The 18,491-nt window shown below is 54.0% G+C and carries 16 protein-coding genes; 2 read left to right on the plus strand and 14 right to left on the minus strand.

Annotated elements, in window-relative coordinates; all coding sequences use genetic code 11:
- Positions 1-21 precede the first annotated feature (21 nt).
- Positions 22-2,682 carry a hypothetical protein gene (locus J1778_RS12825; RefSeq protein WP_217173502.1) on the minus strand — a complete coding sequence of 887 codons (2,661 nt, stop codon included), beginning with the start codon at positions 2,680-2,682 and terminating at the stop codon, positions 22-24.
- Positions 2,683-3,103: 421 nt separating this feature from the next.
- On the opposite strand from J1778_RS12825, the gene mutS reads away from it, so the two are divergent.
- The gene (gene mutS, locus J1778_RS12830; RefSeq protein WP_217173503.1) at positions 3,104-5,659 is read left to right on the plus strand and encodes a DNA mismatch repair protein MutS; all 2,556 of its coding nucleotides are present in this window, start codon (positions 3,104-3,106) and stop codon (positions 5,657-5,659) included.
- 128 nt (positions 5,660-5,787) lie between these two features.
- On the opposite strand, the gene rpoS is transcribed toward mutS, so the two are convergent.
- The 13 genes from rpoS to cysG form a co-directional block, all read right to left on the minus strand.
- Positions 5,788-6,774, minus strand: coding sequence for an RNA polymerase sigma factor RpoS (rpoS, locus tag J1778_RS12835; RefSeq protein WP_112287711.1), 987 nt, complete (start codon positions 6,772-6,774; stop codon positions 5,788-5,790).
- Between the two features lie 51 nt (positions 6,775-6,825).
- Positions 6,826-7,848 (minus strand): murein hydrolase activator NlpD, encoded by a 1,023-nt coding sequence (gene nlpD, locus J1778_RS12840; RefSeq protein WP_217173504.1) that lies wholly within the window; start codon positions 7,846-7,848, stop codon positions 6,826-6,828.
- A gap of 242 nt (positions 7,849-8,090) precedes the next feature.
- Positions 8,091-8,717, minus strand: coding sequence for a protein-L-isoaspartate(D-aspartate) O-methyltransferase (locus J1778_RS12845; protein WP_120134251.1), 627 nt, complete (start codon positions 8,715-8,717; stop codon positions 8,091-8,093).
- Entirely contained in the window at positions 8,707-9,471 is a 765-nt protein-coding gene (surE, locus tag J1778_RS12850) for a 5'/3'-nucleotidase SurE (RefSeq protein ID WP_217173506.1), read from the minus strand. Before surE ends, J1778_RS12845 begins: the two co-directional genes overlap by 11 nt.
- Entirely contained in the window at positions 9,452-10,498 is a 1,047-nt protein-coding gene (gene truD / locus J1778_RS12855) for a tRNA pseudouridine(13) synthase TruD (protein WP_217173691.1), read from the minus strand. The genes surE and truD overlap by 20 nt, the downstream gene beginning before the upstream one ends.
- Positions 10,499-10,520: 22 nt before the next feature.
- Positions 10,521-10,994 carry a 2-C-methyl-D-erythritol 2,4-cyclodiphosphate synthase gene (ispF, locus tag J1778_RS12860; protein ID WP_015695903.1) on the minus strand — a complete coding sequence of 158 codons (474 nt, stop codon included), beginning with the start codon at positions 10,992-10,994 and terminating at the stop codon, positions 10,521-10,523.
- The gene (gene ispD / locus J1778_RS12865; RefSeq protein WP_217173507.1) at positions 10,994-11,713 is read right to left on the minus strand and encodes a 2-C-methyl-D-erythritol 4-phosphate cytidylyltransferase; all 720 of its coding nucleotides are present in this window, start codon (positions 11,711-11,713) and stop codon (positions 10,994-10,996) included. Before ispD ends, ispF begins: the two co-directional genes overlap by 1 nt.
- A 2-nt stretch (positions 11,714-11,715) precedes the next feature.
- The gene (ftsB, locus tag J1778_RS12870) at positions 11,716-12,036 is read right to left on the minus strand and encodes a cell division protein FtsB (RefSeq protein WP_013574012.1); all 321 of its coding nucleotides are present in this window, start codon (positions 12,034-12,036) and stop codon (positions 11,716-11,718) included.
- A 167-nt stretch (positions 12,037-12,203) separates the two neighbouring features.
- The gene (locus J1778_RS12875; RefSeq protein WP_238484700.1) at positions 12,204-12,584 is read right to left on the minus strand and encodes a DUF3561 family protein; all 381 of its coding nucleotides are present in this window, start codon (positions 12,582-12,584) and stop codon (positions 12,204-12,206) included.
- Positions 12,585-12,643: 59 nt separating this feature from the next.
- Positions 12,644-13,267 (minus strand): adenylyl-sulfate kinase, encoded by a 624-nt coding sequence (cysC, locus tag J1778_RS12880; RefSeq protein ID WP_217173508.1) that lies wholly within the window; start codon positions 13,265-13,267, stop codon positions 12,644-12,646.
- 1 nt (position 13,268) lies between these two features.
- Positions 13,269-14,696 (minus strand): sulfate adenylyltransferase subunit CysN, encoded by a 1,428-nt coding sequence (gene cysN, locus J1778_RS12885; protein WP_217173510.1) that lies wholly within the window; start codon positions 14,694-14,696, stop codon positions 13,269-13,271.
- Between the two features lie 13 nt (positions 14,697-14,709).
- Positions 14,710-15,618 carry a sulfate adenylyltransferase subunit CysD gene (gene cysD / locus J1778_RS12890; protein ID WP_217173511.1) on the minus strand — a complete coding sequence of 303 codons (909 nt, stop codon included), beginning with the start codon at positions 15,616-15,618 and terminating at the stop codon, positions 14,710-14,712.
- A 10-nt stretch (positions 15,619-15,628) separates the two neighbouring features.
- Positions 15,629-17,053 (minus strand): siroheme synthase CysG, encoded by a 1,425-nt coding sequence (cysG, locus tag J1778_RS12895; RefSeq protein ID WP_217173513.1) that lies wholly within the window; start codon positions 17,051-17,053, stop codon positions 15,629-15,631.
- Between the two features lie 251 nt (positions 17,054-17,304).
- On the opposite strand from cysG, the gene J1778_RS12900 reads away from it, so the two are divergent.
- Positions 17,305-18,342 carry an aminopeptidase gene (locus tag J1778_RS12900; RefSeq protein ID WP_217173514.1) on the plus strand — a complete coding sequence of 346 codons (1,038 nt, stop codon included), beginning with the start codon at positions 17,305-17,307 and terminating at the stop codon, positions 18,340-18,342.
- Positions 18,343-18,491 lie beyond the last annotated feature (149 nt).

Genomic DNA, 18,491 nt, shown 5'->3' on the forward strand with positions numbered 1-18,491 from the left:
CGTGTTAAAAAGACCGGATGATTACTTCACCGACGGCGTCTTCGAACGCCACTGGCTGCCTGATTTAAGCGTACTGCTTTCCTCAAATTTCACCGGATTATCACTATAGGCTTTCAGTTTGTTGCGCATCCAGCTGCTGGCATCGCCCACGCCGCTGATCACCCCGGTCGTCGCTCCGCCGCCCAGATGGACATGGAAAATACCGCGTGACGGGAAATCCAGATATTTCGGCGTGGACAGATCCCATGAATGACGAGAGAACAGTTCACGGGTGTCGTGGCCCATCATTGATGCATAAGCGGCATCGAATTTCAGTGCCAGAAGGCGCTCATGGATCGCATCCACCGAGGTACCAATTTCAGAATGCCCCATCAGATAGCTGCCGCCGCTGCCCCAGTTCTGGGTGTTGAAATCAGCGTTCACCTCATCAGAAGAAGTCGGCAGATGGCTGGCCGGAACCTGCCATGGCAGAACCGGTTGACGCAGATGGCGACTTAATGAGGCGCAGAAATCAAAGGTGCGTTCCCATTCATATGGCGAATAACAATAACCATTGGCATACGAACGGATAGTGAAGTCATCAGCCTCATAACGGTCAGCGGCCATAAAATCAGCCCCCTTCGCCACATCAGGCGAACCGTCTGCACGGATATACTCGATGTCATCAAACACGCCGACCAGCAACGCATATTGCGCCGTCAGTCTGCCCGCAGTGAACGGATCAACCGTCATTTTTTTATGTTGCATGTCAGCGGCATCAAAAACATCATCGTAGACGAAATCTTTATAAACCCACTGCGAACCCGCCACGCCCCACAGATTAACCTGCCAGCCGAGTACGACGTCTGGTGCAACCACGCGCGTCAGCCAGTTAACCGCACGGATATAACCTTTCAGGGTATTGGTAATGCCCGCCGGAACCTGCACATTCACATTATGATGGGCCAGTGCTTCGCTCAGAGGCTGACGTACCGGAATTTCATAAGTGGGCAGGAAACCGTATTTCTGGCATTCGCCAAGATAATCCGGATTCACAATATACCCGGCTGGCACCGGATGTTCGGCATCCTGCTGGGATTGCGCCATTTGCAGCGACTGAATAAAGTTGGCGAAGCTGAATTTATGGCGAACCGGATCGGCAATAATATTCGGCACATCACCCAGTGATAAGTTACAGGTATATGACACCATCACCGGCAGCACGGTTTCATTCAGTTTGGCGGAGACGTCCCGCGCCATTTTAATAATTTGCAGCGTAGGTTCTTTAGACGGAGACAGATAATCGCCCGCATCGCCCATGCCGTCATCACCGGAATATTTGAAAATTGAAGAGACGCGCGCCGCGGCAAAATCGTCCACGTTAGTCGGTACCATATTGGCGCAGGCACCAAAGGTGAGGAACTCAGGGAAACCTTTCACCCGCAGATTCGCCCCTTTGACAATTGTCACATTCAGCTGTGCCGGTGCATTCGCGCTGATCAGTAACGGCTGAGGGCTGACATCCACGTAATGCACGACGCCATTATGAATAAAGGTGCCGGAAACCACGGTATAAGAACCTGGCGCCACCAGAACCGGCTGCTCAATGCTGCCATTTTGCGCGGCAATCGCATCGAACCGGTACTGACGCGGCGGCACGGCGTTGTCCGTCAGACGCAGGGTAAGGGATTTACTGACCGCAGTTTCTGCCTTCACATTGATCGTCAGCTTCGCCGCATTTGACTGTGAATCGCCACGCTGGCTGACCTGTGCCTGCGTGAAGTTAATGCTGTGATACTGACCGTCGAACTGACCGTCGTAATCATCGAAAAGATAATGAACATTATTCAGGCGTAAATCGGCAATGCGGATTTCAAAGCGACCGGAAACCGGCAGCTGTTCCAGACGATATTGCTGGCCGGAGCGCACCGGCAGGCTCAGTTTATCCGTACCATTTTCGCTGCAAATCAGTGTCAGTTCTTCATCGCGTAAACCGGCAAGACCAGAGAAATTCAGTGCCACATCAATGGTCGTGCTGCGCTCCACTTCGCCAAAATTGATGGCAAGCGAGGTGGTGCGGCCTTTATCAATGGTGATTTCTGCCTGACCAATATTCACGGGAACGCGGACAGTACCGTCATCCGTGCTTAAATCTGTCGCAAAGACACTGTAATTCCCGGCATTGACGGAGAATGTAGACACCTGACCAAATCCCGGTAAAACACGCAGTGTCTTATCGCCGCGCACCAGGCGCAGTTCAACTGCGGTATTTTTCAATCCGGCAGGCAACGGCGGGCAACTGACCGACAATTCACCGGTCATGCCCGGCTCTTCGTCTGCGGCCAGCGCAAAGGTTTCGCGGAAATCAGACCACGCAGGCGAATCGGCAGAAGAGACGTTCAGCCCCATATGGATTTTCTGAATGGCGTCGCCGACAGGCTGACCATCAGTCGGTTCGACGATCACTTTAACATCGAAAATTCCGCCGCCGACGTCTGTGGATTCCACCTTGATACCGAGTGATTTCCACGGATTAGTTTCGACATTAATATCACCGGCAGTTATTTTTCCGGGTGCTGAAAATACGATCACTAACTTTTCTTTAATATCAACCGCGCCACCCGTTGTCGACTTAATCTCATTCAAATCGAGAGTGGGATACCACGCATCGTTGATCATGTTTAATTTGAATTGCAATTGCATAATACTTCTCCGCAAAGATGGATAAATAGAGTGAAACTCCCGCTGCAATAACGTCATCCGGGAACAGCCACCACCCTAGCAGAGGAATAAACCATCCATCTCCACACTTAATTCATTTTACGTACTTGTTATTATTAATATTTCGAAAAACTAACCCATTAATATAACTGTACGTTTTTATACTTATCATTTACCTGATTATTATTATAAATAAATTATAAAACACGTTTATTACCCGAATAACGGGGGGTGCATTTCCCTGCACCATTAAGCACTGCAAACGGGCAGCCTGTTACATTTCTGCTTTGCGCGATGTTATCCATTTTTAGTTGTGACAGCTTCTTGCCCGCTGGGCTAAGATACGCATCAGAAAAAATGCTTAAACCCATCGCGCCGAAGTGGATTAAAAAAGATTAAGTCTATGACAAATAATGTAAACCTGGATGCCCACACGCCGATGATGCAGCAGTATCTGCGTCTCAAAGCAGAGAACCCAGAAGTTCTGCTGTTCTATCGCATGGGTGACTTCTACGAACTGTTTTATGACGATGCAAAGCGCGCATCGCAGCTGATGGATATTTCTCTGACCAAGCGCGGTGCCTCTGCCGGTGAACCTATCCCGATGGCGGGTGTGCCTTATCATGCCGTTGAAGGCTATCTGGCAAAACTGGTGCAGCTCGGTGAATCCGTCGCGATTGCGGAACAGATTGGCGATCCGGCGCTGAGCAAAGGGCCGGTTGAACGTAAAGTCGTGCGTATCGTGACGCCCGGCACCGTCAGCGATGAAGCGTTGCTGAGCGAGCGCCATGACAATTTGCTGGCCGCTATCTGGCAGGACGGCCGTGGATTTGGTTATGCGACGCTGGATATCAGCTCCGGCCGTTTCCGTGTGGCTCAGCCCGACGATCTGGAAACCATGGCGGCTGAATTGCAGCGCACCAATCCGGCTGAACTGCTCTATCCGGAAAGCTTTGAGGCCATGCAGCTTATCTCTTCCCGTCGCGGATTGCGTCGTCGTCCGATGTGGGAATTTGAGCTGGAAACCGCGAAACAGCAGCTCAATCTGCAATTCGGCACCCGCGATTTAAGCGGCTTCGGCGTTGAGCAGGCGACGCAGGCGCTGCGTGCAGCCGGTTGTCTGCTGCAATATGTTAAAGATACCCAACGCACTGCCCTGCCGCATATCCGTGGCGTCACCATGGAACGCCAGCAGGACGGCATCATTATGGATGCGGCCACCCGCCGTAATCTGGAGCTGACGCAAAATCTGGCCGGTGGTGTAGAAAATACGCTGGCAGCGGTGCTTGATCAGGCGGTAACGCCGATGGGCAGCCGTATGCTCAAACGCTGGATCCATATGCCGAGCCGCGACATCAAACTGCTGACGCATCGCCAGCAGGCGATTGGTGCGTTGCAGGATATCACCGCCGATTTACAGCCGGTACTGCGTCAGGTCGGCGACCTCGAGCGTATTCTGGCGCGTCTGGCACTTCGCAGCGCACGCCCGCGCGACCTGGCCCGTATGCGTCATGCCATGCAACAACTGCCTGAAATCCGCGAGATCTTGCAGGGAACCGAAGCCGCTCATGTGAAAACGCTGGTGGAGCAAACCGGTGACTTTACCGAACTGGTGGAACTGCTCGAACGCGCCGTGATCGAAAGCCCGCCGGTTCTGGTGCGTGACGGTGGTGTAATCGCGCCGGGCTACAATGCTGAGCTGGATGAATGGCGCGCACTGGCCGACGGTGCGACGGATTATCTCGATCGTCTGGAGATCCGCGAACGTGAAAAGCTGGGGCTGGATACGCTGAAAGTCGGGTTCAACGGCGTTCATGGTTATTACATTCAGGTCAGCCGTGGTCAGAGCCATCTGGTGCCCATCCATTACGTCCGTCGCCAGACGCTCAAAAATGCCGAACGCTACATCATTCCTGAGCTGAAAGAATACGAAGATAAAGTGCTGACCTCCAAAGGCAAAGCGCTGTCTCTGGAAAAAGCGCTGTACGAAGAACTGTTCGACCTGCTGATGCCGCATCTGTCAGCGTTGCAGCAAAGCGCCAGCGCGCTGGCCGAGCTGGATGTGCTGAGCAATCTGGCAGAACGTGCTTACACGCTAAATTACGCCTGTCCGACCATGAGTGAAAAACCGGGTATTAATATTACCGGCGGTCGCCATCCGGTGGTTGAGCAGGTGCTGAGCGAGCCCTTTATTTCCAATCCGCTGAACATGTCTCCGGCGCGACGGATGCTGATCATTACCGGCCCGAACATGGGCGGTAAAAGTACCTATATGCGTCAGGCGGCACTGATTGTTCTGATGGCGCATATCGGCAGCTATGTGCCGGCGGAAGCCGCTGTCATCGGTCCGGTGGATCGCATCTTCACCCGCGTGGGCGCAGCCGACGATCTGGCCTCCGGGCGTTCGACCTTTATGGTGGAAATGACCGAGACGGCAAATATCCTGCACAATGCGACCGAAAACAGTCTGGTGCTGATGGATGAAATCGGACGCGGGACGTCAACTTACGATGGTTTGTCACTGGCATGGGCCTGCGCGGAAAACCTCGCCAGCCGCATTAAGGCCATGACGTTGTTCGCGACCCATTATTTCGAGCTGACCACCCTGCCGGAAAAAATGGAAGGCACCGTCAACGTGCATCTGGATGCTATCGAACATGGCGACACTATCGCCTTTATGCACAGCGTGCAGGACGGCGCGGCCAGCAAAAGTTATGGTCTGGCCGTGGCTGCACTGGCCGGTGTGCCACGTGATGTGATTAAGCGTGCGCGTCAGAAACTGAAAGAGCTGGAAACGTTGTCGAACAACGCCGCTGCCAGCAAAGTCGATGGCCCGCAGCTGGCATTACTGACCGAAGAAGTGTCTCCGGCCGTGGAGGCGCTGGAATCTCTGGATGCAGATTCATTGTCGCCACGTCAGGCGCTGGAGTGGATTTATCGTCTGAAAGACATGGTGTAAATCGCTGCTGACCTGAAACGGACGCATAAAAAAACGGTGGGGATTAACCCACCGTTTTTAATTTCCGTTCTTGCAGATACTGCATGATACAGCCACTGTCTGACGAGTCTGTTACTCGCGGAACTCTCTTACTCGCGGAACAATGCTTCGATGCTCAGCCCTTGTCCCTGCAGGATTTCACGCAGGCGACGCAAACCTTCTACCTGAATCTGACGAACACGTTCACGTGTCAGACCAATCTCGCGACCCACATCTTCCAGCGTCGCTGCTTCATAGCCTAACAGGCCGAAACGACGCGCCAGAACTTCACGCTGTTTTGCATTCAACTCGAATAACCACTTCACGATACTCTGTTTCATATCGTCGTCTTGTGTGGTGTCTTCCGGGCCGTTGTCTTTTTCATCCGCCAGAATATCTAACAACGCTTTCTCTGAGTCACCACCCAGCGGGGTGTCTACAGACGTAATGCGTTCATTCAGGCGCAACATACGGCTGACGTCATGTACCGGCTTGTCGAGTTGCTCAGCAATCTCTTCAGCGCTTGGTTCATGGTCCAGTTTATGTGCAAGTTCACGTGCGGTACGCAGGTAAACGTTCAGTTCTTTAACGATGTGAATTGGCAGACGAATAGTACGGGTTTGATTCATGATCGCCCGTTCGATTGTCTGTCGGATCCACCATGTTGCATAGGTAGAGAAACGGAAGCCGCGTTCAGGGTCGAATTTTTCAACCGCACGGATCAGACCCAGGTTACCTTCCTCGATCAAATCCAGCAGTGCCAGACCGCGATTACTGTAGCGGCGGGCAATTTTAACCACCAAACGCAGGTTACTTTCAATCATACGGCGGCGGGAAGGAACATCTCCCCGCAGCGCGCGTCGTGCGAAATAAACTTCCTCTTCTGCAGTAAGCAGAGGGGAATAACCGATTTCACCGAGGTACAGTTGAGTGGCATCCAGCACTCTTTGGCTTACAGCCTGCGACAACAATTCTTCTTCAGCATCGTTATCGGCAGTCTCTTCGACTAATGCTTTCTCGTCAAAGGCTTCAGCGCTGTTCTCATCGAAATCTACATCATCATGTAACTCGTTAACTTTCAGCGTATTCTGACTCATAAGCTGCTCCTACCCGTGGTCCCGAGGGCAGAATCAATGCTCTGCCCCGATTTATCGCTGCGGAAGATAACGCAGCGGGTTTACGGATTTCCCCTTGTAACGAATTTCAAAATGCAATCTTACTGAACTGGTTCCGGTGCTACCCATAGTCGCTATTTTTTGTCCCGCCTGCACTTCTTGTTGTTCCCGGACCAGCATTGTATCGTTATGTGCATAGGCGCTCAGGTAATCATCATTGTGTTTAATGATGATCAGATTACCGTAACCGCGAAGAGCATTACCTGCGTAAACCACACGCCCCGAGGCGGTTGCTACGACAGACTGTCCACGCGAACCAGCAATATCGATCCCCTTATTTCCCCCTTCAGAAGCTGAGAAATTATCGATAATTTTCCCGTCAGTCGGCCATTTCCAGGAGGAAACCGGACCGCCATTATTTGTTGACGTGGCAACGGGAGTGCTGGCTACAGCAACAGGTGTTGTGGTGGTAGTAACTGCACCTGATGAAGGCAACATCTTACCTACATTCTGTTTACCAGAGGAATCAGAATACGTGGTAGTTGGTTGAGATGCAACCACAGAACCTGCAAGCATTCCTCCGGTTGGCACTTTCGGAACACCGCCATTTGTGGCATCTGTCACCACTGGCGCGCTGTTCGTACTGGCCGCAGAAGAGACGTTATTTATCTGGACTGTCTGCCCGACTTCGAGGCTGTATGGCGCCGGGATATTATTGCGCGCGGCCAGGTCACGGAAGTCATTACCGGTGATCCACGCAATGTAGAACAGGGTGTCGCCACGCTTCACCTGATAGGTACTGCCGCTATAACTTCCCTTAGGGATGGAGTTGTAGCTGCGGTTGTAAACAATGTGTCCGCCAGGCCCGACAGCAGGTGCCATTTGCGGAGCGGAATTCAGAGTATTCTGACCAGAATTGCCAGTGTTTCCGCCGCCATTAACGCTGCTGATAGGTGCAGATGTCGTTGAATTGTTCGAACATCCCGCCATCCAGGCACTGATAAAAGTACACACTGCAATGCGGCTTAGTGTTTTTATTGGGCTTCCCGTGCTCATATTTCCCCCGTTACGGCAATCTCAGAATATCTCTTTAACCGCGCACACCGCGCCAGCTGGCGCTTTTCGTGTCACCTGACACGGTGCGGGCAGGCAACATACTCACTCAGGTCTACGCCCGAATGCCGCTGTGCCATAAAAAACTGTAGTGGATGCTATCAACATCGCCAGTACAGCACCATATAACAGTTGTATTTAAATTTTAAGGGGTTAGTCCTGAAGGCACCGGCACACCGCCGGTTTCAGGCGAGTTCGCCTTTCACCAGCGGGACAAAACGAACGGCTTCGATGTTTTCTGCGACAAACTCATCACCACGCCGGGTGATCCGTTGCAATGTCTGGTTTTCTTCGCCCACAGGCAGAATTAACACTCCGCCATCATCGAGTTGCTGCAGTAAATCTTGAGGTATTTCAGGGGGTGCGGCGGTGACAATAATGGCGTCAAACGGGCCGCGTGAAGGCCAGCCCTGCCAGCCGTCACCATGACGCGTAGAGACGTTATGCAAATCGAGTTGCTTGAGGCGTCTTTTCGCCTGCCACTGCAAACCCTTGATGCGCTCAACCGAGAAAACATGTTCAACCAGATGCGCCAGAATAGCGGTCTGATAGCCTGAACCGGTGCCAATTTCCAGCACGCGTGAAGACGGCTCAAGGCGCAGCAGCTCAGTCATTCTGGCCACGGTATAAGGCTGAGAAATGGTCTGCCCCGAGCCAATCGGCAACGCGGTGTTTTCGTACGCTTTATGCTGAAATGCCTCATCGACGAACCGCTCGCGCGGCACGGACTCGATAGCATGCAGCAGTTTTTCATCATGAATGCCTTGCTGGCGCAGTTGTTCCAGCAGGTTGTACATCGGCTTATTCACCATTCGCGCTCACCCCGGCCTTTTCCAACCATGAGACCACGACATCCTGAGCCGCATAGGCGGTTAAATCCACCTGAAGGGGCGTCACTGAAACATAGCCTTGCGCGACAGCGGCAAAATCAGTGTCAGGTGCGACATCAAACTTATCGCCCGGCGGGCCAATCCAGTACAAGTCCTGGCCGCGCGGATCCTGCTGACAAAATACCTGCTCGGCCGGATGACGGCTACCGCAACGCGTCACTTTGATTCCCAAAATCCGCGAAAGTGGCAGATCCGGGACGTTAATATTCAGAATTTTGCCAGTGCGCAAAGGCTCACGCGCCAGCGCCCTGAGAATGCGACAAGTGATGATCGCTGCGGTGTCGTAATGCTGATGACCGTCCAGCGAGACCGCAAGCGCCGGGAAGCCAAGATGACGACCTTCCATTGCGGCGGCGACCGTACCGGAATAAATCACGTCGTCGCCCAGATTTGGCCCGGCATTAATGCCTGAGACCACGATATCCGGCTTCGGGCGCATCAGCGTATTGACGCCAAGATACACGCAGTCGGTCGGCGTGCCATTAATCACGGCGGTATCGCCGTTAGGGTAAGACTGAATACGCAACGGGCCGTCCAGCGTCAGCGCGTTCGATGCGCCGCTGCGGTTACGGTCAGGGGCCACCAGCTTCACGTCGGCAAACTCGCGCAGCGCGGACGCCAGCGCCTGAATGCCGGGAGCCAGTACGCCGTCGTCGTTACTCAGTAATATCCGCATCAGTTTCATCCAGATTCATCAGTTCACGCACCACGCTGGTGGCATAACTGCCGGCCGGTAACCAGAATTTGAGTTCCAGAGTGACGTCATCCCAGCGCTGCCATTGCATCTGCAAAGGTTGCAGCATAATGGCGCGACGCGCAGGTTCCACCCGTTCACGTTTAAGCAGTGACAGCAAATCCGTCTGATCGCTGAGACAGCTTTGCTCGAAAGCTTCGGCGTCTTCCAGCGTGCCCAGCGGACCGTCACCCGGTAAAGGTGCCGTTACCAGCAGTTCACCACTTTCAACACGCGGTTGCAGCGATTCAAACTCTTCCGCTTTTGCCACAAACCAGCTGCCACGTCCGCTAAGTTGCAGGGCATCACCCAGCATCGGCTGACGCACGGTGCCATCGGCCAGACGCTGGCTGGCGACAATATTGAACATGGCGCTGCGGCTGGCAGAAAGATAGAAGCTGCGTTTAGCACGTTCTTTCGGACGGGCTTCGTTGGTTGCCCAGCGTTTCGCCTGCACCAGATTGTTGCCGCCACGACCAAAACGCTGGGTGCCGAAATAGTTCGGTACGCCCTGTTGGGTGATTTTTTCCAGGCGCGCTTCGACATCTGCAATATTGCTTATCTGGCGCAGCACCAGCGTAAACGCATTGCCTTTCAGTGTGCCGATACGCATTTTTTTACGATGGCGTGAGGCGCGGACCACTTCGCAGCCTTCGAGATTAAACTGGCTTAAATCAGGGTCAGCCTTGCCCGGCAGATGCAGGCAAAACCATTGTTCGGTGACCGCATGACGGTCTTTCAGACCGGCATAACTGACGTCGCGCGGATGCACTTTGGCAAACCGCGCCAGCTGCTCGGCAACAAATTGTGTATTGCAGCCATTTTTGCGGATCCGCACCAACAGATGTTCACCTTCTCCGTCCGGCTCAAAGCCCAGATCCTCTTCGACGATAAAGTCTTCCGGATTGGCTTTCAGCTGGCCGGTGGCAACAGGTTCGCCCAGTAACCAGGTGAGACGGGACATATCTATCATGCGGTAATCTTCCACAACATCATTCCTTAATCAGCAGGGCAACGGCTTCACAGGCGATACCTTCGCCGCGACCGGTAAAGCCCAGCTGTTCGGTGGTGGTGGCTTTTACATTGACGTCATCCATATGGCACTGCAAATCTTCGGCCAGAAACACGCGCATCTGCGGGATGTGCGGCGCCATTTTCGGTGCCTGTGCAATGATGGTGATATCCAGATTGCCCAGCTTATAGCCCTTCGCACGGATACGGCGATAAGCTTCACGCAGCAGTTCACGGCTGTCAGCGCCTTTGAATGCCGGATCGGTATCCGGGAAAAGCTTGCCGATATCACCCAATGCCGCTGCGCCGAGCAGGGCATCCGTAGCCGCATGCAGCGCCACGTCACCGTCCGAATGCGCCAGTAAACCCTGCGGATAAGGGATACGCACACCACCGATCACCAGCGGGCCTTCGCCGCCAAACTTATGTACATCAAAACCGTGACCGATACGCATTATGCGTTCTCCTCCTGGGATAAGCGGGTTAAATAGAATTCTGCCAGCGCCAGATCTTCCGGGCGGGTAACTTTAATATTATCGGCGCGCGCCGGGATCAGCATAGGATGAAAACCGCAATATTCCATTGCAGAGGCTTCATCTGTGACCACCGCACCTTCATTCAGGGCACGGCGCAGGCAGGTTTTCAGTAATTCTAACGGGAAAAATTGCGGCGTCAGCGCGTGCCAGAGATCCTGACGATCGACCGTATGCGCGATTGCCGCAACGCCGGGTTCGCCGCGCTTCATGGTGTCGCGCACCGGTGCGGCAAGGATCCCGCCGACTTTGCTGATGGCGGAAATCGCCAGCAGATTATTGAGGTCATCCGGATGCAGGCACGGGCGTGCGGCGTCATGCACCAGCACCCAGCCACGATCACCGGCGACGTTCAGTCCGGCCATCACCGACTCCGCGCGTTCTGAACCTCCCTCCACCACGCGGATACGCGGATCGCTGGCAATGGGAAGTTGGGCGAACTGCGTGTCGTGCGGGCTTAACGCCACAATAACCTGGCTGACTCTGCTGCTTTGCAGCAAAGCGCGGATTGAATGTTCTATCAGCGTTTTACCGCCGACAGAAAGGTATTGCTTGGGGCATTCTGCCTGCATACGGCTGCCAATTCCGGCAGCCGGTAACACGGCAATGACCTCTGGAAGGGAAACTGCGGTATGACTCATGGCTATTGATTCAGGTTGTTTTGCGAAACGGTGCTGCCCGGCGCACGTTTGTTGTCAGGCACCAGACGATAGAAAGTCTCGCCGGGTTTAATCATGCCCAGTTCGTTGCGTGCGCGTTCTTCGATTGCTTCCTGACCGCCGTTTAAATCGTCGATTTCTGCGAAAAGTTGATCATTACGTGATTTCAGTTTGCCGTTATTAACTTGCTGCACCTGAACGTCATCGTTTACACGAACATAATCGTGAATACCATTCTTACCCAGCCACAGCGAATACTGTAGCCAGCCAAGTAAAATCAGTAAAAGCAGTGTTAGTTTGCCCATCCCCGCCCCCTAAAAAAGCTGGACAATCATCCCACAACTTTCCCTCTGACTCCACTGTGGCAGGGTAAATGCCGGTGAGAATCAGACTTACGCACGCAATTATGGGTGAGAATGACACAATGGGTTACATCGTGAAGGGAATTTGCAGGGAAAACCGCCAGCAAAAGTCACCAGCCAGAGAGGAAAGAGAAGACTGTCCAGAACATGCCGATAACGCAGACAGCGCTGGCCAGAGAGGTTGTAAACCAGCCACCGCCAAAGAACATGCTGAACGCAATACCGATCAGCACGGAAACCGGCATCAGCGCCAGAAAGAACGGCCAGGTATAGAGCAGGAAAAACAGGGTGTTGGAACCGTAAACCAGAAAAGGGATCGCAAACGCCAGCCAGTAGAAGACAAACCCGATGAATCCGCCCTGCATGGAGTAGGAAGGATCTTCATTGTCTGCACTGTCGGTTGCCGGCACGGGTACGCGTGTCCGGGGGCTGATTTCTCCGGTACGTTCCACGCGGATCCTGCTGACAAGTCTGCTGAGTAAAGCCTGCATAAGTGATCCCTGTATCTCGGTGTAAACCGGCACGCTCTGTGGCGTTTGGCCGGCAACATTCAGGGATTGATAATAGCGCGCTGGCGCATCACATCTAATAATTGAGGGACCAAATGTGTTACCAATTGTTCGCCATCAAGATGCACATCCGGGGTCTCCGGCGGCTGATATTCCGAGTCAATGCCCGTGAAGTTTTTCAGTTCACCCGCACGGGCTTTCTTATATAACCCTTTCGGATCCCGCGCCTCACAGATAGCCAGCGGCGTATCCACAAACACTTCGATAAACTGACCGTCTTCCAGCAAATCACGCACCATGTCACGCTCGGCGCGGTGCGGCGAGATAAACGCAGTCAGCACGACCTGTCCGGCATCCACCATCAGTTTTGCCACTTCACCCACGCGACGAATGTTTTCACGGCGGTCGTCATCAGTGAAACCCAGATCACGGCACAGCCCGTGGCGGACGTTATCGCCATCGAGCAGATACGTGCTGACGCCCTGCGCATGCAGCGCCTGTTCCAGCGCACCGGCCACGGTGGATTTTCCCGAGCCCGAAAGCCCGGTGAACCACAATACTGCACCGCGATGACCATGCTGTTTTTCGCGATCCGCACGCGTAACGGCGTGCGGATGCCAGACAACATTCTCATCTTTTAAAAAAGTGCTGTCTTGTGACGCCATCTTATTTGCCACCCAGCAGGTCACGTGCGCCCCAGTGCGGGAAGTGACGACGAACCAGACTGTTCAGTTCCAGCTCAAACGCGCTGTATTTATCAGATTCCTGATAAACCTGCTCAACCGCTTCGCGTACCAGACCGGCACCGACGGTAACGTTAGTCAGGCGATCGATAAAGATCATCCCCCCCGTCACGGCATTACTTTGGTAGTTATCCAGCACCAGCGGTTCATCAAAGGTCAGTTCAATCAGGCCGATGCCGTTGAGCGGCAGGTTTTCAACCACACGCTGCGTGAGCGAGTTAATTTCCACCTGATATTCGATATTTTCCACACGCGCACGGGCTTTCTTGCCCCCGACTTTGATGTCGTAACTCTGACCGACGCTCAGTGGCTGTTCCGCCATCCACACCACGTCAACTTTGGCGTTCTGCACCGGTTTAACGGTTTCTTGCGCATCCACCAGCGTGTCGCCACGGCTGATATCGCGTTCATCAGCCAGCACCAGAGTAATCGCTTCGCCTGCCCAGGCTTCCTGCAAATCACCGTCGAACGTCACAATGCGCGCCACGGTGGATTCCACACCAGATGGCAGCACTTTGATTTTCTGGCCGACACGCACTGAGCCGGATGCCAGCGTGCCGGCATAACCACGGAAATCGAGGTTTGGACGGTTCACATACTGCACCGGGAAACGCATCGGCTGCTGTTCACGGATGTTAATGATGTTGACCGTTTCCAGTACGTCGAGCAGCGTCGGGCCGGTATACCAGCTCATTTTCTCGCTTTGCGTGGCGACGTTATCGCCTTCCAGCGCAGAGAGCGGCACAAATTTGATGTCCAGATCGGTCGGCAATTGCTGAGCGAAATCCAGGTAGTCCTGTTTAAACTGTTCGAATACCGCTTCGCTGTAATCCACCAGATCCATTTTATTGACGGCCACCACCAGATGGCGGATCCCGAGCAATGTCGCAATGAAGCTGTGGCGGCGGGTTTGATCCAGCACGCCTTTACGGGCGTCGATCAGTAAGATAGCCAGATCACAGGTCGATGCACCGGTCGCCATATTACGGGTGTACTGCTCATGTCCCGGCGTGTCGGCGATAATAAACTTACGTTTCTCGGTGGAGAAATAACGGTATGCCACGTCGATGGTAATACCCTGCTCGCGTTCAGCCTGTAAGCCGTCTACCAGCAAAGCCAGATCCAGTTTTTCGCCCTGCGTGCCGTGGCGCTTGCTGTCGTTGTGCAAAGAAGACAGCTGATCTTCGTAGATCTGACGGGTGTCATGCAGCAGGCGTCCGATCAAGGTACTTTTGCCGTCATCGACGCTGCCACAGGTCAGAAAGCGCAGCAGGCTTTTGTGTTGCTGAGCGTGCAGGTAAGCTTCGACGCCGCCCTGCTCCGCGATTTGTTGTGCAATTGCGTTATTCATTAGCTGCGGCTCCTCAGAAGTACCCTTGACGCTTTTTCAGTTCCATCGAACCGGCCTGATCACGGTCGATCGCGCGTCCCTGACGTTCACTGGTGGTCGACACCAGCATTTCTTCGATGATCTCCGGCAGCGTTTGCGCCTCGGATTCAACGGCACCGGTCAGCGGCCAGCAACCCAGGGTACGAAAACGCACCATTTTCTTTTCGATCACTTCGCCCGGTTGCAGATCAATACGATCGTCATCGACCATCAGCAGCATTCCGTCGCGTTCCAGTACCGGACGCGGCGCGGCCAGATACAGCGGAACGATCTCGATGTTTTCCAGATAGATGTACTGCCAGATATCCAGCTCAGTCCAGTTGGAGAGCGGGAACACGCGGATGCTTTCGCCTTTATTAATCTGGCCGTTGTAGTTGTGCCACAGCTCAGGGCGCTGGTTTTTTGGATCCCAGCGGTGGAAGCGGTCGCGGAACGAATAGATACGCTCTTTGGCACGGGATTTTTCTTCGTCACGACGTGCACCGCCGAAAGCGGCATCAAAACCATGTTTACTCAGTGCCTGCTTCAGCCCTTCGGTTTTCATGATGTCGGTGTGTTTGGCGCTGCCATGAACGAACGGGTTAATGCCCATCGCTACGCCTTCCGGGTTTTTATGCACAATCAGCTCGAAACCGTAGTTCTTCGCCGTGCGGTCACGGAATTCGTACATTTCACGGAATTTCCAGCCGGTATCCACATGCAGCAGCGGGAACGGCAAGGTGCCCGGGAAAAAGGCTTTGCGCGCCAGATGCAGCATCACCGAGGAATCTTTACCGATGGAGTACATCATCACCGGGTTGGCGAATTCAGCAGCCACTTCACGGATGATATGGATACTCTCCGCCTCCAGTTGCCGCAAATGAGTCAGTCGTTTTTCGTCCATAACAGATCCTTTAAGCCAAATTCACAACCGACGGGCGTTGGGTGCCGTCAGTCTCAGGATGATGCCCAAACCATGCCAGTTGCTGATGAAGCGTAACCACTTCACCAATCACCAGTAACGCCGGTGCCGGCGCCTGTTGAGCCAGATGTTCAAGATTATCGAGTGTTCCGGTCAGCACCTGCTGGTCAGAACGCGTTCCCCGTCCGATTACGGCAACGGGCGTATTCGCTGCGCGACCATGAGCGATCAGCTGCTGGCTGATTTCAGCCGCTTTGAGCGTGCCCATGTAAATCGCCAATGTTTGCTGGCCTTTCGCCAGAGTTTCCCACTGCACGCCGTTGTTTTCCGGGCGGCAATGTCCTGTGACAAATATGACGCTCTGTGCGTGGTCGCGGTGCGTCAGCGGGATCCCGGCGTAAGCCGTCGCACCCGCCGCGGCAGTCACGCCCGGCACCACCTGGAAAGGTATGCCTGCAGCCTGCACGGCCTGTAATTCTTCGCCGCCGCGACCGAAAATAAACGGGTCGCCCCCTTTAAGGCGTACGACTTTTTTCCCCTGCAGTGCCAGCTCGACCAGCAGACGGTTAGTTTCTTCCTGTGCGACAGAATGGCTGCCCGCACGTTTACCGACACAAATCTTGTCCGCATCACGGCGCACCAGATCCAATACTTCGTCACTGACCAGATAGTCGTAAAGCACCACATCGGCCTGCTGCATCACCTGCAGCCCGCGTAAGGTGAGCAATCCTGCATCACCCGGCCCGGCGCCGACCAGCGTGACATTGCCGTTATGCGAGATGTCTTCCGCGTTTTCTAACTGCTGTTGCAGTGCCTGTTCAGCTTCTGCGAGCTTTCCCGCAGACGCGAGGCTGGCGAAACGTCCGGCAAAGGCGTGTTCCCAGAAACGGCGACGCGCGCGCATGGAACTGAACTGCGCTTTCACGTTTTCGCGCCAGCGTCCGGCGATATCGGCCATTTGCCCGAGGCTGTTCGGCAGCAAGGTTTCCAGCTTTTCACGCAACATTCTGGCGAGCACCGGCGCTTTACCGCTGGACGAAATCGCCACGACAATCGGCGAACGGTCGACAATCGAAGGGAAAATGAACGAGCACTTCGGCTGATCGTCAACCACGTTAGCCAGCACATGACGGCGGTTGGCCTGCTCAAACACTTCAGCATTCAGCGCAGCATCGTCAGTGGCGGCAATCACCAGAAACACGTCATCGAGTTGTTCCGGCAAAAACGCCTGGGCTGACCAGCTGACTTCAGCGGCCTGTCTGCGTTGTTCCAGCTCGGGAGAAAGTGCCTGTGCGACTATCCGTACTTGCGCACCTGCCCGCAGGAGAAGATCGATTTTGCGAGCAGCGACTTCGCCACCACCCACAACCAGCACAGGGCGTTGTTTGAGGTCGGCAAATATTGGTAGATAGTCCACAAAAGCCTTAAATGATTATCAGGATTAATAAACAAACTATACGTGCAGGGAATAATTGATCTGAAATGACGAAAAGGAATGATTAGTTACTAAATGGAATATAGCCCGGCAAAAAGAGCGGTTTGGGATAACGGGAAATTGTCTAATCGCCCAGAGAATCGCATACTGTATCCCCCAGAAAGACCGCCATACGCGGCCTGATGTTTGATTGCCTTCCGGTCGTTTTGACCAGCAAATAAGGATTTTTGGCTATGTTTTCTTTTTCACGCATGACGCGGACACTGCTGGCGATGAGCCTGAGCTGTGCCGGTTTGGGTCATGCGCTGGCGGCTTCCGCCCCGCTTCCGGCAATGGGGTTTATCGCCAGTCAGCAAATCCGCCATATCGCGACCTATTTTCCGGGGCGTATGGCCGGCAGCCCGGCAGAACTCATCGCCGCTGAATATCTGAATCAGCAGTTCACCAAACTGGGTTATAAGAGCGATTTACGCGGTTTCGATACCCGTTATCTTTACACCAGTAGCGCGGGCAAAAAGGACTGGCGGAACATTCACGCCACGTCAGTGATTGCTGCACGTGCCGGTGAAGTCCCGCAGCAAATCATCGTGATGGCGCATTTCGATACCTATGTGCCGCAAAGCGACAGCGATACCAATCATAATCTCGGCGGCCTGACCTTACAGGGTGTCGATGATAACGCCTCAGGCGTCGGCGTGATGCTGGAGCTGGCCGAACGCATGCAGGCCATCCCGACGCATTACAGTCTGCGTTTTGTGGCGCTCAGCGCGGAAGAAACCGGGACAAAAGGCGCGGAAGATTTCGTTAACCGCATGAGTGCTGAAGAGAAGAAAAATACCCTGCTGGTGATTAACCTGAGTTCACTTATCACCGGCGACCGGTTGTATTTCAACAGCGGCACTAACACGTCGGTGGCGGTGGCGAAACTCACCCGTGTGCGGGCGCTGAATATTGCGCGCAGTCTGGGCATTCCGGCGGAAAGTCACGAAGGCGCACATTGCTGCGAGGGTATCAAAGCGCTGGATGACGCGCGTCTGCCGCTGCTGAATGTCACCGCGACTAACTTTGCACTGGGTAAGAAAGACGGCATGCAACAACGTGCGATCAGCAGTCACTTCCCGCTGGGCACGACGCGTTATCAGAGCCAGTTCGACAATCTGCAATATCTGGATAAAGCCCTGCCGGGCCGCATCGAAAAACGCTCACGCGATACAGTGAAAGTGTTATTCCCGCTGCTGAAGGATCTGGCGAAACCGGCGAAACACGCCTGATTAAGAGGATAATTTAGGGGACTCTTATCAGGAATCCCCTAAATAATTCGGTTTGCAGGCAGGCGGCAAGTAAACGCATCCCCGGGAGCATAGATTACTATGTGACCGGGGTAAGAGCGCGCAGCCAACGCATCTGCAACCCGAAGTAT

The organism is Rahnella bonaserana, from assembly GCF_019049675.1.
GTDB classification, from domain to species: domain Bacteria; phylum Pseudomonadota; class Gammaproteobacteria; order Enterobacterales; family Enterobacteriaceae; genus Rahnella; species Rahnella bonaserana.

Bases quoted from the DNA above. Each gene is read 5' to 3' on its own strand.
- ftsB (WP_013574012.1), bottom strand. From the start codon at position 12,036: ATGGGCAAACTAACACTGCTTTTACTGATTTTACTTGGCTGGCTACAG.
- ispF (WP_015695903.1), bottom strand. From the start codon at position 10,994: ATGCGTATCGGTCACGGTTTTGATGTACATAAGTTTGGCGGCGAAGGC.
- nlpD (WP_217173504.1), bottom strand. From the start codon at position 7,848: ATGAGCACGGGAAGCCCAATAAAAACACTAAGCCGCATTGCAGTGTGT.
- cysC (WP_217173508.1), bottom strand. From the start codon at position 13,267: ATGGCGTCACAAGACAGCACTTTTTTAAAAGATGAGAATGTTGTCTGG.
- surE (WP_217173506.1), bottom strand. From the start codon at position 9,471: ATGCGGATATTACTGAGTAACGACGACGGCGTACTGGCTCCCGGCATT.
- J1778_RS12875 (WP_238484700.1), bottom strand. From the start codon at position 12,584: ATGCAGGCTTTACTCAGCAGACTTGTCAGCAGGATCCGCGTGGAACGT.
- J1778_RS12900 (WP_217173514.1), top strand. From the start codon at position 17,305: ATGTTTTCTTTTTCACGCATGACGCGGACACTGCTGGCGATGAGCCTG.
- J1778_RS12825 (WP_217173502.1), bottom strand. From the start codon at position 2,682: ATGCAATTGCAATTCAAATTAAACATGATCAACGATGCGTGGTATCCC.
- J1778_RS12845 (WP_120134251.1), bottom strand. From the start codon at position 8,717: ATGGTGAATAAGCCGATGTACAACCTGCTGGAACAACTGCGCCAGCAA.
- rpoS (WP_112287711.1), bottom strand. From the start codon at position 6,774: ATGAGTCAGAATACGCTGAAAGTTAACGAGTTACATGATGATGTAGAT.
- ispD (WP_217173507.1), bottom strand. From the start codon at position 11,713: ATGAGTCATACCGCAGTTTCCCTTCCAGAGGTCATTGCCGTGTTACCG.
- cysN (WP_217173510.1), bottom strand. From the start codon at position 14,696: ATGAATAACGCAATTGCACAACAAATCGCGGAGCAGGGCGGCGTCGAA.
- cysD (WP_217173511.1), bottom strand. From the start codon at position 15,618: ATGGACGAAAAACGACTGACTCATTTGCGGCAACTGGAGGCGGAGAGT.
- mutS (WP_217173503.1), top strand. From the start codon at position 3,104: ATGACAAATAATGTAAACCTGGATGCCCACACGCCGATGATGCAGCAG.